This is a genomic window from Kitasatospora sp. NPDC094019, assembly GCF_044764505.1.
GTDB lineage: Bacteria > Actinomycetota > Actinomycetes > Streptomycetales > Streptomycetaceae > Kitasatospora.
Genome location: NZ_JBIWIF010000003.1, coordinates 353,909 through 368,859, shown reverse-complemented (window position 1 = coordinate 368,859; position 14,951 = coordinate 353,909). Strand labels below are relative to the sequence as shown.

General features: G+C 74.7%; 14 protein-coding genes. 8 read left to right on the top strand and 6 right to left on the bottom strand.

Going from position 1 to position 14,951, the window contains the following annotated elements; translation table 11 throughout:
- The first annotated feature begins 31 nt into the window (after positions 1-31).
- A complete protein-coding gene (locus ACIQ9P_RS09385) occupies positions 32-607 on the top strand; it encodes a helix-turn-helix domain-containing protein (protein ID WP_402352288.1) in 576 nt (191 codons plus the stop codon).
- An 82-nt stretch (positions 608-689) separates the two neighbouring features.
- On the opposite strand, the gene ACIQ9P_RS09380 is transcribed toward ACIQ9P_RS09385, so the two are convergent.
- From ACIQ9P_RS09380 to ACIQ9P_RS09365, 4 genes are all read right to left on the bottom strand, one after another.
- Positions 690-1,580: a dihydrodipicolinate synthase family protein gene (locus tag ACIQ9P_RS09380; protein ID WP_402352286.1), complete on the bottom strand. Its 891-nt coding sequence runs from the start codon at positions 1,578-1,580 to the stop codon at positions 690-692.
- Between the two features lies 1 nt (position 1,581).
- Positions 1,582-2,400, bottom strand: a complete 819-nt coding sequence (locus ACIQ9P_RS09375) for an aldolase (RefSeq protein WP_402352283.1) — start codon at positions 2,398-2,400, stop codon at positions 1,582-1,584.
- A gap of 168 nt (positions 2,401-2,568) precedes the next feature.
- Positions 2,569-2,754, bottom strand: a complete 186-nt coding sequence (locus tag ACIQ9P_RS09370) for a hypothetical protein (protein ID WP_402352280.1) — start codon at positions 2,752-2,754, stop codon at positions 2,569-2,571.
- Between the two features lie 150 nt (positions 2,755-2,904).
- The gene (locus tag ACIQ9P_RS09365) at positions 2,905-4,584 is read right to left on the bottom strand and encodes an AMP-binding protein (RefSeq protein WP_402352277.1); all 1,680 of its coding nucleotides are present in this window, start codon (positions 4,582-4,584) and stop codon (positions 2,905-2,907) included.
- A 338-nt stretch (positions 4,585-4,922) separates the two neighbouring features.
- Here ACIQ9P_RS09365 and ACIQ9P_RS09360 point away from each other — a divergent pair, with 338 nt between their 5' ends.
- The 3 genes from ACIQ9P_RS09360 to ACIQ9P_RS09350 all read left to right on the top strand — a co-directional run bounded on the left by ACIQ9P_RS09360 (position 4,923) and on the right by ACIQ9P_RS09350 (position 7,316).
- Positions 4,923-5,276, top strand: a complete 354-nt coding sequence (locus tag ACIQ9P_RS09360) for an Imm21 family immunity protein (RefSeq protein ID WP_402352274.1) — start codon at positions 4,923-4,925, stop codon at positions 5,274-5,276.
- A 427-nt stretch (positions 5,277-5,703) separates the two neighbouring features.
- A complete protein-coding gene (locus ACIQ9P_RS09355) occupies positions 5,704-6,333 on the top strand; it encodes an AAA family ATPase (RefSeq protein ID WP_402352271.1) in 630 nt (209 codons plus the stop codon).
- A gap of 224 nt (positions 6,334-6,557) precedes the next feature.
- Positions 6,558-7,316, top strand: coding sequence for a thioesterase II family protein (locus tag ACIQ9P_RS09350; RefSeq protein ID WP_402352268.1), 759 nt, complete (start codon positions 6,558-6,560; stop codon positions 7,314-7,316).
- A gap of 174 nt (positions 7,317-7,490) precedes the next feature.
- Here ACIQ9P_RS09350 and ACIQ9P_RS09345 read toward each other — a convergent pair whose 3' ends face one another.
- Complete coding sequence (locus ACIQ9P_RS09345) at positions 7,491-7,973, bottom strand: MarR family winged helix-turn-helix transcriptional regulator (protein WP_402352265.1); 483 nt, start codon at positions 7,971-7,973, stop codon at positions 7,491-7,493.
- A gap of 263 nt (positions 7,974-8,236) precedes the next feature.
- Between ACIQ9P_RS09345 and ACIQ9P_RS09340 the strand changes: the two genes are divergently transcribed.
- The gene (locus tag ACIQ9P_RS09340) at positions 8,237-10,066 is read left to right on the top strand and encodes a S8 family peptidase (RefSeq protein ID WP_402352263.1); all 1,830 of its coding nucleotides are present in this window, start codon (positions 8,237-8,239) and stop codon (positions 10,064-10,066) included.
- A 160-nt stretch (positions 10,067-10,226) separates the two neighbouring features.
- Here the strand turns inward: ACIQ9P_RS09340 and ACIQ9P_RS09335 are convergent, their stop codons facing one another.
- Positions 10,227-11,042, bottom strand: a complete 816-nt coding sequence (locus ACIQ9P_RS09335; protein WP_402352260.1) for a DUF4389 domain-containing protein — start codon at positions 11,040-11,042, stop codon at positions 10,227-10,229.
- Between the two features lie 400 nt (positions 11,043-11,442).
- Between ACIQ9P_RS09335 and ACIQ9P_RS09330 the strand changes: the two genes are divergently transcribed.
- The 3 genes from ACIQ9P_RS09330 to ACIQ9P_RS09320 are packed head-to-tail and all read left to right on the top strand — an operon-like array spanning position 11,443 to position 14,776.
- Entirely contained in the window at positions 11,443-11,928 is a 486-nt protein-coding gene (locus ACIQ9P_RS09330) for a hypothetical protein (RefSeq protein ID WP_402352257.1), read from the top strand.
- Entirely contained in the window at positions 11,925-13,907 is a 1,983-nt protein-coding gene (locus ACIQ9P_RS09325; RefSeq protein WP_402352254.1) for a GMC family oxidoreductase, read from the top strand. The genes ACIQ9P_RS09330 and ACIQ9P_RS09325 overlap by 4 nt, the downstream gene beginning before the upstream one ends.
- Positions 13,904-14,776: a hypothetical protein gene (locus tag ACIQ9P_RS09320; RefSeq protein WP_402352251.1), complete on the top strand. Its 873-nt coding sequence runs from the start codon at positions 13,904-13,906 to the stop codon at positions 14,774-14,776. Before ACIQ9P_RS09325 ends, ACIQ9P_RS09320 begins: the two co-directional genes overlap by 4 nt.
- Positions 14,777-14,951: the final 175 nt, after the last annotated feature.

Sequence of the window (14,951 nt, the reverse complement as noted above, 5' to 3'; positions counted from 1 at the left end):
TTCCGGGCGGCAGTGGTGAGGGGTGGCGCGCATGAGCAGCCGGGTGCGGGTGCTGAGGAAGCAGAACCGGCTCAGCCTGGAGGCGCTGGCGGAGCGGGTCGGGGTGACCAAGAGCTATCTCTCCAAGGTGGAACGCGGCCTCAGCGACCCGTCGATCTCCACCGCGCTCAAACTCGCGCACGCGCTGAACGTCGATGTCGGCCGGCTGTTCTCGGACGAGGTGGAGCCCGAACTGATCACCGTGGTCCGGGCCGACGAGCGGACCCCGATGGGTGCCGGGACGGGCCCGGGCGCCACGCGCTACGAGGGCATCGCGACCGGTCTGACCGACAAGCGGATGGTGCCGTTCATGATGCACCCGCCGACGGATCCCGCCGACGCGCCGTTCAAGTCCCACGCCGGGGAGGAGTACCTCTTCGTCCACGAGGGCGCCGCCGAGCTGGAGTTCCCGGAGCGGACCGTGGTCCTGGGGACGGGCGACAGCGTGTACTTCAACTCCGCCCTGCCGCACCGCTGCCGCTCCACCGGCGACCGGCCCGCCGCGGTCCTGGTGGTGATCCACGACGAGCCGTCCGGCCCGGCGGACCGCGTCCCGACCCTGCCCTGAGGTGCCGGTCCTGCGCCGAGGTGCCGGCCGCGCCCCGGCGCACCGGCCCCGGTGCCGTCGGGGCCGGTGCGGTCGCGGCGGATCAGCCCGCGGCGGCCAGCAGCTCGGCGAGTCGGGCGGTCCCGGCCGGGTCCAGGGCCAGCAGCGGTTCGCGCGGGCCGCCGACCTCCAGACCGAGCAGGGCCAGGCCGGCCTTCACGGTGGTGGGCAGGCCGCCGCCCAGGATGAACTCCAGGACCGGCAGTTGGCGCTGGAAGACCTCGCGGGCGAGGTCCCACTCGCCGGACCGGACCGCCCGGTGCAGCTCCAGGACCGGGCCGGGGATGAGGCACGGCGCGGCGGTGCACCAGCCGGTCGCCCCGGCGGCGAAGGCCGCCAGCGCGAGCGGATTGCTGCCGTTGTAGAACGGCAGGGCGCCGTCGGTGAGTTGGGCGAGCCGGTGCAGCCGGCGCACGTCGCCGCTGCTCTCCTTCACCATGGTGATGTTCTCCACCCGCTCGACCAGTGAGACCAGCAGCTCGGGCGGGACGTCGACCCCGCTGGTGGCGGGGTTGTTGTACAGCATCACCGGGAGGCCGACCGCGTCCGCCACGGCGGTGAAGTGGCCCACGACCTCGCGCTCGTCGAGCTTCCAGTACGCCTGCGGCAGCACCATGACGGCGTCCGCGCCCGCCTGTTCGGCGAACCGGGCGCGCCGGACGGCATTGCGGGTGGTGAGGTCGGAGACGCCGACGACGGTGGGCACCCGGCGGTCGACGGCCCCGATCGCGGCCTCGGCGGCGGTGCACCACTCGCGGTCGTCCAGGTAGGCGCTCTCACCGGTGGAACCGAGCGGGGCGACGGCGTGGCAGCCGGCGTCGATCAGCCGGTCGACCAGTGCGGCGAGGGCGTCGACGTCCACGCCGCCCTCCTCGCCGGGGGTGAACGGGGTCACCGGGTAGGCGATGATCCCCTCCAGTACGGGATCGGTCATCTCAGGCACCACCCTCGGCGTTCGTGCCGCCGACGGCGCCGAGCGCGTCGCCGTGCCCGGCCCGCAGGGCGCGACGGGCGTAGTAGGCGAAGTTGGCCTGGCTGCGCTTGGCGGTGGAGGTCCAGTCGTGCGCCTCGCGGGCGAGCGGCGCGGGTATCTCCCGGATCACCCCGGCGGCGGAGGCCAGCAGTTGGAGCCGGGCGGCCCGCTCGAAGAGCACGGCGAGCGTGCAGGACTCCTCCACGCCGCCGGTGGCGACCAGCATGCCGTGGTGGGCGAGCAGCAGCGCCCGCTTGTCGCCGAGGGCGGCGGTGATGATCTCGCCCTCCTCGTTCCCGACCGGGATGCCGGGCCAGGTCTCCAGGAAGGCGCAGTCCTCGTACAGCGGGGTGAGGTCCATGTGCGAGACGACCAGGGGCGTCTCCAGCATCGACAGGGCCGAGAGGTGGAGCGGGTGGGTGTGGATGATGCAGGTGACGTCGGGGCGGGCCCGGTAGACCCAACTGTGGAAGCGGTTGGCGGGGTTGGCCATGCCCTCGCCCTCCAGGACCTCCAGGTCCTCGTCGACGAGGAGGAGGTTGTCCTCGGTGATCTCGTCGAAGCCGAGGCCGAGCCGCTGGGTGTAGTAGGTGCCGGGCTGTTCGGCGCGGGCGGTGATCTGGCCGGCCAGGCCGGAGTCGTGGCCGGCCTCGAAGAGGATCCGGCAGGTGAGGGCGAGCTTCTGGCGGGTGGTCCAGTCGTTGTCGGGGATCGCGGTGCGCATCCTGCGCTGTGCGAGGTCGACCAGGTCCGCCTTGGCGGTGGTCAGGGTCTCGGCCATGGCCGGGGTGCTCCTTCGTTCGGGGGCGTGCCGCAGCGGCGCGCGGAAGCCTGGTGTCACGAGTCGGCCGCGATGGCCGCCAGGACACTGTGTTCACCATAGGACACATCGTGTCCTTGCGTCGACGGTGAAGCTGCGCGAACCCCGTCCGGGACCGGTTCCGGGTCGTCAGCTGCCGCCGCCCATGCGGCGGATCAGTCCGGAGCGTTCGGCGTCCGAGCGCAGATCGTCGGCCGGGGCGCCCCGGTCGGTGCGGTCGCCCCGGCCGGCGGCCGTGCAGAGGGCGAAGACGAGCAGGGCGCTCGCCGCCACGGCGAGGATGCCGAGAGCGGTGAGGACGCGGAGCCAGGTCACGGGAGATGCCTCCAGGGGACGGCGCGAGGGAGTGCCGCCGGGGATATCGGCAGACCGGCCGACGAGGTCGAGTGTCCACGGGCGGTTCCACCTGTCGACCGCCGCGCGCGGGGTCGTGCGAGCGGGCGGTCGAAGCACGGACGGCGCGCGCTAGGCCGGGTCGTGCGCCCCTGTTGCCCGGGTGGCCGCCGGCACCGGTGCCGGGGGTGCGTTGGGTGCCGGGGGTGCCGCGAGTGCCTTGGGCGCCGTGGGGTCGGCCGGGTCCGGCACCAGGGCCCGGAGTGCCCCCAGGTCCGGCTTGCCGGTCCCGGACAGCGGGATGTCCGGGAGCACCACGACCGTCGCCGGTTCGCACAGCGGGCCGCCGCGCTCCCGCACCCACCGGCGCAGTTCCGCCGCCGTCACCCCGCTGCCCGCGGTCACCGTCACGGCGGCGTGCGCGTGCTGGAGCCGGTCCCGGTCGGTGGTGGTGAACATGACCGCCTCGCGCACCGCCGGATGTCTCAGCAGCGGGCTCTCGACCTCCCGGGGGAAGACGTTGTGGGAGTCGACGATCGCCACCGGATCGCGCCGCCCGGCCACGGTCAGGTACCCCGCCCCGTCCAGCGAGCCCAGATCGCCGGTGTCCAGCCAGCCGTCCCGGAGCACCGTCGCGGTCAGCCAGGGGTCCCGCCAGTAACCCTGCATCGCGGTCGGTGTGCGCACCCGGATCCGTCCGACGCCGCCCGTCGGCAGCGGGCGGCCCCGCTCGTCCAGGATCCGTACTTCGGTGTCCGGGAACGGCCGTCCGGCCGTGGTCAGCAGCCGGGGGTCGAGGTGCTCGTCCGGGGTGAGCCGGGTGACCGGGCCGCACTCGGTGAGGCTGTAGGTCTGGTGCAGCACCCGGCCCAGCCGGCGGGTGGCCTCGGCCAGCCGCTCCGGCGCCGCCGGACAGCCGGTGTAGGTGACGCGGCGCAGACTGCCGGTGTCGGTGCGGGCCAGCCCGGGGTGGTCGAGCACCCGGTACAGCAAGTGCGGCGGCAGGTAGACCCGGGACACCCGGTACCGTTCGATCGCCGCCAGGACCTCCGCCGCCGAGAACCCGTCCTGGAGCACCACCGTGCCGCCCGCCGCGAGGGCCAGGTCGGCCGTCGCCCCGCCGCCGTGGCAGAGCGGAGTGCAGAGCAGGAACACCGACCCGGCGACCAGTTCCGGTCGCGGCGGCCGGGCGAAGCGGCGCGGCACCCCCTTCGGCCGCCCGGTCGAGCCGCCGGTGAACCGGATCGCCATCACGTCCTGCGGCCGGAACCGGGGCGCCAACGGCGTGGGTGGGAGCGGTTCGGCCAGTGCCGTCAGGTCCGTGCCGAGCTTTCCCGGCTGTCCGGGGCCCGGCTTTCCGGTGCCGAGCTGTCCGGGGCCCGGCTTTCCGGTGCCGAGCGACAGGGGCCGGGCCGACGGCAGTGCGGCCGCGATCCCGGCCGCCGCCGCGCCGCACCCCTCCGGATCGAACACGAACGCGTCCGTCCCGGCGGACCCGGCCAGCGCGATCAGCTCCGCGAGCGGCCGGTCGGTGGGGAGCAGGGCCACCCGGCAGCCGATCAGATTCGCGGCGAGCCGCACCAGCAGGGCCTCCGGCCGGTTCCCGGTCAGCAGGGTGACGCCGTCACCGCGCCCCAGCCCGGTGGAGCGCAGCGCCCGGGCGAGCCGGTACACGTCCGCGAGGCACTCGGCGGCCGTCACCGACCGCTCCCCGTACCGCAGCGCGACCCGCCCCGGATCCCGCGCCAGCCCCGCCAGTACCAGCCCGGTGTGCGTCGCCCCCGCCGCTCCGGACCGCGCCGTCCCCGTCACCCGAAACCCTTCACCCGCCCCCGAGTGCCGCGAGTCTGACGGCACATCATGAACGGCGACCACCATAGGGCCTGGGGGCGCGCCCCGCCCGCCGGGGGCCCGCGGCCGGGCGTGCCGCCCCGCCGGCCGGCAGCCGCTCGGCCCTGTGCGGCCCGCCCTGCGCCGGATCCGCCGTCGATCCCGGCCGCCCGCCGGGCGGACCGTCCGGATCCGCTCCCGACCGGCCGATGCCCCGGGACGGCCGTCGGCCGTCGGGGCCGGTGGGTAGGTTGCGCTCATGGTTCGTTGCGGGGAGCCGGGAGCGGTCGCGTGGCTGGAGTCCCCGGGGGCCGTTCGTCGTGGTTCCGGAGCTCGTGCCGGAGGAGTGGTCGGGACCGGCCGGGAACGGCGACGCCGTTGACGACGACTACGACCGGGCCTGTGCCGTCGAGGGCTTCGTCGGCCTGCTCCGGATCGGCTCGGCGGAGGGCCTGGCCCTCGGGGACGAACCCGCGTCGACCGCGTACCCGCCGGGGCGGGGTGTGTTCGTGCGCTGGTCGGCGGCGGAGTCCGAGGAGGCCCTGCTCGGCCGGGTGAACGCCGCGACGCGGGCCGCTTCGCGGGAACCGGAGCGGACCTGGCGGGTGCCGGGGCCGGTGGTGCTGTTCGACGCGGCCCGGACGGGGGAGGGGTCCCGTCGCAGGAGCGCCTGAGCATCGATCTGGAGGCCGGGTCGTACGGCGTCCGTGCCGCCCACGTCGAGCCCGATCCGCGGACCGCCTGCACGCTGATCGCGGTGCGCCGTCTCCCCGGGTGACGCGTCCGGACCGGAGCGGGCGACGGAGGGCCGTCCCGCGCCCGGGGGCGAACCGTCGGTCGGCAGGGCCGCGACCCGTCCGGTCGCCCGTACGCCCGTACGCCGCGGTGCCTGCGCGTGGGCGGCCCTTCCGCCGCCGGCGTCGCGTACCGGCCGGGGCCACGGGTGGCCCCGGTTCGGGAACCGTGGGAGGCCGGGCGGCGTGGATTGTTATCGTTCCAGGTCGGGCACGGACGGGACGGGTGAGCGGTATGGACGGGTCGGCCATCGTGGGTGGAGCGAGGGCGGTCGCGCCGGGCGCGGGTGGGGCGGCGCAGGCGGGGATGGAAGCGCGGGGAGCGGTGGACCTGCGCGGCGAGGCCGGCGAGCCGTTCGTCGTGCGCTACCCGGCCGACGCGGTCGTGGTGGTCTCCGGGCTGCCCGGCAGCGGCAAGAGCACCCTGCTGCGGCGCTGGTCCGCCCACGCGCCGCAGGCGGCGACCGTCGACCCGCGCGCCGTGCACGAGTCCTGCGCCGCCGTCATGCCGGACCGCCTGCCGTACGCGGTCTACCGTCCCTGGGCCCGGCTGGAGCACTTCCGGCTGCTGCGCCGCTCGGTGCGCCGGGGCGGGCCGCTGCTGGTGCACGACTGCGGCAGCCGGGCGTGGATGCGCCGCTGGCTGGCCCGCGAGGCCGCCCGGCAGGGCCGGGAGCTGCACCTCGTGCTGCTCGACGTCGGGGCGGCGACCGCCCTGGCCGGCCAGCGGGCCCGGGGCCGCTGGGCCTCGAACCGGGTCTTCGCGCGGCACCGGCGGGGTCTGGACCAGTTGCTCGCGGCGCTCACCGCGCACACCCGGGGCGCCGCCGCGACGCCGGTGCCGGAGGCGGCGTCGGTGCTGCTGCTGGACGGGCGGTCCCGCGCGCGGGCGGCCGCGGCGAGGTTCGGCCGCGACACGGCGGCCGACGAGGGCTGACCGGGACCGGCATGGCCCGGGCCGGGGCGGATCGGGGCGAGCTGGGCCGGGACCGGCGCGGGCCGGGCCGGGGCGGGCCTGTACCGGGGTGGGCCGAGGCGCGGCCGACCGGCCGTGGCCGGACGGTCCCGTCCGGTGGGCGGTTGACGTGGGTGCGGGTCGGCCGGGGAGACTGTGCGGGTAGACCGTCCTGCCGATCAGTCAGTCGCGAGGGAGCGCACCCTATGCCCGGCCCCACCGCCGTCACCGACAGCCTCTGGTTCCGCCGTTTCCATCCGTTCGACGCGGCGCCCGTCCGGGTCGTGATGTTCCCGCACGCCGGTGGTTCGGCGGGCTTCTTCCGGGACTGGTCGGCCGAGCTGTCCCCGTACGCGGACGTGCTCGCCGCCCAGTACCCCGGCCGGCTGGACCGGATCGACGAGCGGGCGCTCGACTCGCTGCCCGAACTGGCCGACCGGGTCTACGCCGCGCTGCGGCCCTGGGCGGACCGTCCGCTGGTCCTGTTCGGGCACAGCATGGGGGCGGCGATCGCCTTCGAGGTCGCCCGCCGGTTCGAGCGCGACAAGGTGACCGGTCCGGTGCGGCTGTTCGTCTCGGGCAGCCGGGCGCCGTCCGAACCGCGCGACTCCGCCGTGCACCTGCTGCCCGACGAGGGACTGCTGGCGGAGCTGGCCAGGCTGGGCGGCACCGACGAACGCCTGCTGGCCGACCCGGAGCTGAGGGAGATGATCCTGCCCTCGCTGCGCGGCGACTACACCGCGATCGAGACCTATGTGGCCGCGCCGGAGGACACGGTCCGGGTGCCGGTGATCTCCCTGACCGGTGACCACGACCCGCGGGTGAGCCTGGATCAGGCGGGCGACTGGGCCGCGCACACCACGGGCGACTTCGACCTGAAGGTCTTCCCGGGCGGTCACTTCTACCTGACCCACGAGCGGGCCGCCGTGCTGGACGTGGTGAAGACCCACCTGCGCGCGGTCTGAGCCGTCGGCCGTCGGCCGTCGTCGGGTGCGGGCGGGGTCACCGCCCCGGCGACGGCCGGGCCGTGCCTTTGTGGGCCCGACCCCGCCCGGCCCCGGTCCGACCTGAGCTGACGCCGGTCAGACCTGAGCTGACCCGGTCTGAGCTGGCCCGGCCCGGCCCGGCCCGGACCGGGTTCAGGGTCGGGCGAGGGCCTGTTCGAGCAGCCCCTGGAGCGCGAGCCGCTGCTCCGGGCCGAGTCCGGCCAAGGGCGAGTCGGTGGCGAGCAGGGCCAGCAGCCGCTCGCGCAGCCCGGCGCCCGCCGGGGTCAGGACGAGGTGCCGCGCACGCCGGTCGCTGGGGTGCGGCCGCCGTTCGACCAGCCCCTGCCGCTCCAGCCGGTCGACGACGAAGGTGGTGTTGGAGGGCTCGCAGTTCATCCGCCCGGCGAGTTCGCGCATCGTCAGCGGGCCGGTCAGCTCCCGCAGCGCGGTGGCCTGCGCCGCGGTGAGGCCGAGCCCGGCGGCGTGCTCGCGCAGATGGTCGCCGATCCGCTGGGCGAGTCCGTTCACCAGGCCGCAGAGGGCCCGTTCGGCCCGGAGCCGTTCGGACCTGACCTGCTCGGCCCTGAACCGTTGGGACCGGTCCCGTTCGTCGGACGCATCCGGGGGCGGTGTCATGCGGTCATGCTACCCAGGGAAAAGCGTCAAGCCGGAACAGTGAAAGCTTGAAGCTTTCGGCCCGCGAGCCCGGCTGTGTCGCACAGGTGATGCCGTGGTGGGGACGACCGGAATGACCGGGGCAATCGGGGAGACACCAAACGTTGACACGTTTGTGACAACAGGTCACGCGTAAAGCCTTCCCCAAATGCACACTGTTCTGGCATGTTGCGTTCAATCCCCGTGTGATCCCCTCACGCACGGGCCCCGATCGGAGGACGCACGTGTCACCCCTGATATCCCGCCGGGTCGGCCGCCCCACCGCCGCGCTCGCCCTGCTGGCCGCCGCGGCGCTGGCCACCCCCGCGACCCTGGCCGTCGCGGCTCCCGCCGCCCCCGCCTCCGCCCCCGTCGTGCCGGCTCCCGCCGCACCGGCCGCCGCGGCCGCGCCGCAGGCCCCGGCCGCCGCCACCGCCTGGGCCGCCGGGACCCGTGCCTACCTGGTGATCAGCGCCGCCGCCGATGTCGCCGCCGCCAAGTCCGCGGTGACCGCCAACGGCGGCACCGTCTTCGCGAGCTACGACGCGATCGGCGTCGTCGTCGCCCACTCGACCAGCAGCGCCTTCGCCGCCACCCTGCGCGGAGTGGCCGGCATCCAGCAGGTCGGCGCGACCCGCACCTCCGATGTCCCGGCCGACGCCTACAACCCGGCGCTGCCCGCGAACCCCGCCCAGTCGGCCACCACCCTCACCGAGTCCAACCGCTGGGACATGACCCAGATCAAGGCGGACCAGGCGTGGGCCGTCTCCACCGGCTCGTCCACCGTCAAGGTCGGCGTGCTGGACACCGGCGTCGACGACCAGCACCAGGACCTCGCGCCCAACTTCGACGCCGCCGACTCCGCCTCCTGCGCGTACGGCAAGGCCGACACCCGCACCGGCGCCTGGCGCGACGTCGACACCCACGGCACCCACGTCGCCGGCACCATCGCCGCCGCCAAGAACGGCAAGGGCGTCATCGGCGTGGCCCCGGGCGTCAAGATCGCCTCGGTCCGGATCGCCGAGCCGACCAGCACCCTGTTCTTCGCCGAGAACACCGTCTGCGGCTTCATGTGGGCCGGTGACCACGGCTTCAAGGTGACCAACAACAGCTACTACACCGACCCGTGGCAGTTCAACTGCCCGGACAACCTGGACCAGGCGGCCATCATCGAGGGCGTCCGCCGGGCCCAGAACTACGCCGAGGGCAAGGGCTCGCTCCAGGTCGCCGCGGCCGGCAACTCCAACTACGACCTGGCCAACAAGACCACCGACAGCGACAGCCCCAACGACTCCACCAAGGTCACCCGGACCATCACCAACGCCTGCATCGACATCCCGACCGAGCTGCCCGGCGTGGTGACCGTCGCGGCCATGGCCAGCGGCACCGGCAAGGCGTCCTACTCGAACTTCGGCCGGGGCGTCATCGACGTCGCCGCGCCCGGCGGCGACGGGGCCACCGGCGTGTACTCCACGCTCCCCGGCGGCAAGTACGGCACCAAGAGCGGCACCTCGATGGCCTCCCCGCACGTCACCGGTGTCGCGGCGCTGATCGCGAGCGCCAACCCGACGTTCACCCCGGCCGACATCCGGGCCCGCCTCGCCACCCAGGCCAACGACGTGGCCTGCCCGTCCGACAGCCGTTGCACCGGCACCACCGCCAACAACGCCTTCTTCGGCGAGGGCCAGGTCGACGCGCTCAAGGCCGTCGGTGGCGGCACCCCGCCGGCCGGCAAGTACTTCGAGACCCTGACCGACGTCGCGATCACCGACAACGCGACGGTGGACAGCCCGCTGGCCGTGACCGGGGTCGGCGGCAACGCCCCCACCGCCCTCAAGGTCGGCGTGGACATCAAGCACACCTACCGCGGCGACCTCGTCCTCTCCCTGGTCGCGCCGAACGGCACGGTCTACCTGCTGGAGGACTTCACCGACAGCGACAGCGCCGACAACGTCGCCAAGACCTACACCGTCAACGCCTCCGCGAGCCCGGCCGACGGGACGTGGAAGCTGCGGGTGAAGGACGGCGCCTCCGGCGACGTCGGCACCGTGGACGCCTGGAACCTGACCTTCTGACCTTCCTGACCCTCTGACGGTCGCCCCGTCCGGTGGGAAGTGCGGACGGGGCCGGGACGGGGCCAGGGCGGCGGGGGAGTCCCCGCCGCCCTGGCCTTCTCGCTCCCGCCTTCGCCCGCGCCGTCCGCTCCCCCCGCTCCTCCGGTCCCCACCGGTCCCGTCAGTGGGACAGCGGTCCCGGCAGCAGGGGGCCGGGCAGCAGGGGGCCGGTGACGTTCTTGACCTCGTTGTCGTCGTCGGTCACGCTCGCCGTGACCGAACTGGTCACCCCGGAGGCCAGGCCGAGCACCAGGAAGAGCACCAGCAGCCCCCGGCCCGCGCTGCCCATGACCAGCGGTCGGGTCGCCGACACCGTCCCCTCCGGGCCCAGGCCGGGCTCGTCGCCGAAGAGCCGCTTCGGATAGGCGGAGGTGAGCATCAGCAGGTAGGCGAGGTAGCGCATCCGGTAGCGCAGGACCGCCGCGCTCGCCTCGAACAGTGGCTGCGGCATCCGCCCGAGGACCAGCACCACCAGCCAGCTGACCCAGCCGACCACCCACCAGCCCGCGTAGAGCAGCCCCTGCACCACGGCGGCCGGGACGACCAGCACGATCCGGAACAGCACCGCGAGCCGGTTCAGCTCCCCGGGCCTGAGACCGACCTGCACCGGGTGCTCGGGGACGCGGAAGGCGAACGGCGGATAGCTGCCCGTCGTCATCATCAGATAGGCGTCCACCCGGGTCTCGTACGCCACGTACCCGGAGAGGTAGTCGGCGGCGAAGACCGGGAGCCGGCCGAGGACGAGGGCGCCGAACCAGCCGATGACCGTGACCAGGAACGCCACCACCGACAGCACCCAGAGCACGATGAACTGAGGAATCAGCAGCAGGAGCCGGAACAGTACGGTCAGCCGGTTCTGCGGCGCGGGGTCGGGCACGTCGAGCGCGGGCAGCCATTCGTCGGGGTACGGGGCGGCGGCGGGGGGAGCCTGCCACATCGGGGCCTCCAGGGCTCGCGACCGGGGGGCGCGGCGGACCCGCGCGTGCTCCGAAGATCGCAGCCGCCCGGGAAACCCGCGCGCTGCGCTGCGCCACCCGGGCGAGCGGTGCTCGACCGGTCGACGCCGGTCATTCAGGCGGTCGATCCGATAAGCAAACGATCGGGATATGGCGATGAAGCCTTGGTGAAGCGGTCGTGATCGATCGATTGTGGTCGAAGGTTCTCCGGACGGGCGGCGACGGGGCAACATCGGTTCCGGGACGATCGGGAGCTCGCCCGGTCGGCCGTCGGACGCGGACCGTCCTCCCGGCTGTCATGTCCGTGACGTGACAGGGCGGGACGTGAAGCGACGTGAAGCGGTCCGACGCCTGTGACGTGCTCACCATGGGGGTGCCGGCTTGCCAGGGTTCGACGACCACCACCACCGCCTCTCCGGCCCGGTCGCCGAGGGGCTCGACCCGACGCCGGGGGAGATCCTCGGGCCCGGTCCCCACCTCGGCGCCGGCGCGGGAGCCGAGACCGGGGCCGACGAGCCGGACCGGTCGGCCTACGGCTTCCCCACGTCGGGAGACCTCCTGGAGCTGACCGACTTCGACGACTTCCTGCGCTTCTCCGCCGAGCTCACCGGCTTCGACGAGACCGAACTGCGCGACACCGGCATGGCCCACGAGCACCACCGCACCCTGCTCGCCCACCGGGTCCGCGACGAGCACGCCCTCGTCCACCTCTGGTACGTCGGGGCCTGGCCGGACGAGCCGCCCGCCTCGCCCCGGGCCCACGACCGGGGCCTGATGTGGCGCACCTTCCACGCCGCCGCCCCCGGCAGCACCGCCCCCGGCCACGGCAGCTGGGCCGAGGCTCCGCAGGACGGGACCGGCCGATGACCCGGGACACCGACCGGCGCCGGGACGGGTCCGCGCGGGACGGCGACCGGCGTTGGGACGTGATCGTGGTCGGCGCGGGCTTCGCCGGCTCGCTGGTGGCCCACCGCCTCGGCGGCCACGGCCACCGTGTGCTCGTCCTGGAAGCGGGCCATCACGTCCCCGACGCCGCCACGACCGCCACCGCGTACCTGGCGGTCGGCGGCGGCACCCCCACCTCGCCCTACCCCCGGAGCACCGACGCCCCGTCCCCGGACGTCGACGACCTGACCGGCCTGCCCGGGGGCGGGTTCGCGGCGGCCGGACACCTCGTCCAGCACGGCCCGCTGCCCTACGCGAGCGGCTACCTGCGGGCCAACGGCGGCACCGGTCTGCTCTGGACCGGCCTCACCCCCCGGATGCACCCCGAGGACTTCCGCACCGCCGACCTCGGCCACGGCCGCAACTGGCCCATCGGCTACCAGGACCTCGAACCGTACTACCGGCAGGCCGAACACGAACTCGGCGTCGCCGCCGACGCCGACCAGCAGCGCCGCGCCGTCGGACTGCCCATCCCCGCCGACTACGCCTTCCCGATGCGCGCGATCCCCGCCACCCACCTGGACCGGACGCTCGCCCGCGCCCTCGACGGCCGGACCGTCCGCGACCCGGCCGCCGACGAGGACGCCCGCCTCGCCGTCAGCACCACCCCGCACGCCCGCAACGGCCGGCCCACCCGACCGCAGTCGGCCGGTGGTCGGACCGGTGGTCGGGCCGGTGTCGGTGCCGGCACCTCCGCCGGAGCCGGTCCCAGCACCGGACCGGAGCACCCGGTGGGGCCGCTCTGCCAGGGCGCGGCCTCCTGCGTCCCGGCCTGCCCCAGCGGCGCCAAGTACACCCCGCTGCGGACCCAGGCCCGTTGGGCGCCGGGCGTCCGGCTGCGCACCGGTGCCGTGGCGAGCCGGGTGCTGGTCGACGGCACCGGTCGAGCCACCGGCGTCGAGTACCACGCGGACGGCGCCACCCACCGTGTCCACGCCGACCTGGTGGTGCTCGCCGCGCACGCGATCGAGAACGCCCGGCTGCTGCTCCTCTCCGGACTCGCCAACCGCAGCGACCAGGTCGGCCGCAATCTGATGGACCACCCGGCGCTGCTCACCTGGGGCCTGCTGCCGGAGCGGACCGGGCCCTACCGGGGGCCGGGCTCCACCAGCGGACTGGAAGCCTTCCGCTTCGGCCGGGCCCGGGCGCGACGGGCGCCGTTCCGGATCGAGATCGGCAACTGGGGCTGGTCCTGGGCCGGTCGCCCGCCCCAGGTCGAGACCGGGGCCCTGCTGCGCACGGGGGCGCGCGGCAAGGACCTGCGCCAGCGGCTCGGCGACCGGCTCGGCCGTCAGTTCTCGCTCCAGTTCGAACTGGAGCAACCGGCCGACCCGGCCAACCGGGTCACCCTCGACCACGGCCGACCGGACCGGCTCGGCCTGCCGCGCCCGGCCCTCCACTACGACCTCTCCGGCTACGTCCGCCAGGGCATGGCCTCCGCCCGGGCCGTCTCCGACCAGCTGTTCGCCCTGCTCGGTGCCGAGGACCACACCCGCTACGAGGCCGGCCCCGACTGGCCCGGGCGGATCGAACACGACGGCCGCCCGTACGGCTACCGGGGCGCCGGCCACGGCGGCGGCACCCACATCATGGGCGACTCGCCGGACACCTCCGTGGTCGACCAGTGGCAGCGCTGCTGGGACCACCCCAACCTCTACGCCGTCGGCTGCGGGTCGATGCCCTCGCTCGGGACCTCCAACCCCTCGCTCACCATGGCCGCCCTCGCCCTGCGCAGCGCCGACCGCGCCCACCACGACCTGACGGTCCTGCGCGGCCCGGCGGCGCTCACCGGTCCGCGCCCGTCCGCGCCCATGCCCTCCACCGGCCCCTCGGCCGAGCGTTCGACCGTCCCCTCCACTGTGCCCGCGCGTTCATCGACCCCGTCAAGGGAGCCTTCATGACCGGTCTGCCACTGCCGCCCGTGCCGGAGCCGTACTACCTCCCCTTCCACTACGGGGCCCTGCACAACATCGGCGTGGACTATCTGGTCGAGCCCGGGCCGGTCCACGAACTGCTCGCCGAACGCCACCCCGCCCTGTCCGCCGCCGACTTCGGCGGCCGGGCCTGCGTCTCGCTCAACTACCAGCTGTACTTCGCCCAGTACCCGACCGGCGGCGGGATCACCGAGGAGGTGGAGATCAACGTCATCGCCCACCCCCGGTCCGCCGCCGACCGCCTGCCGGCCGTCGACTACGGTCAGTACGCCCGGGGCCACGACCAAAGCAGGCTGCTCGGCATCGCCCGCCTCCATGTGCTCTGCGACAACCCGCTCGCCATCGACGCCGGCACCCGGCTCTACGCCGAGCCCAAGCACCCGGGCTGGTTCACCGCCGTCCTGCCCTCCCTCAACGCCGCCGCCGTGCACGACCGTTGGTCGGTCGCCTGCCACCGGGCCACGCTCGGTCCGGACGGGCTGCGTCGGCATGAGGAGGAGTTGTTCACCGTCGAGGCGGACCTGGCCGGCCTGGACGGCGAACCGGTCGTCAACACCCCTGTCACCGGCTACGGCACCGACGAAGAGGGCCGCCTGCTGGCCGGCCCGCTCACCGTCCACCAGCCCTACCGCTTCCACCCGCTGGACGCCCGCACGGCCGACCGGGTCCGGCTCACCCTCGGCGAGCGCGGCCCGGCCGAAGGCGCCACGGACGGGCCGACCCGGGAAGCCGTCGCCGACCTCGCCCGCCTGGTCGGCGACACCCCCGCCGCCGGCGCCTGGACCTACCAGTCCGCACCGGTGGCCGCCCACCACCGCCCCTACTACATCCCCTGAGCTTGCTGTTCGACCTCGGGCCCCTGGATACCGGCGTCGTCGGGGTGGCGACGGTGGACGGGGGACTTCGTGGTGACCGAGTCCGTCGGTCCACCCGCCGCAGTGCGCCGCCTGTGGCGCGGAGATGGAGGGCAACGGCGTTCAGGCGCTGATCGGGCAGAGCCTTGAGCGGGAC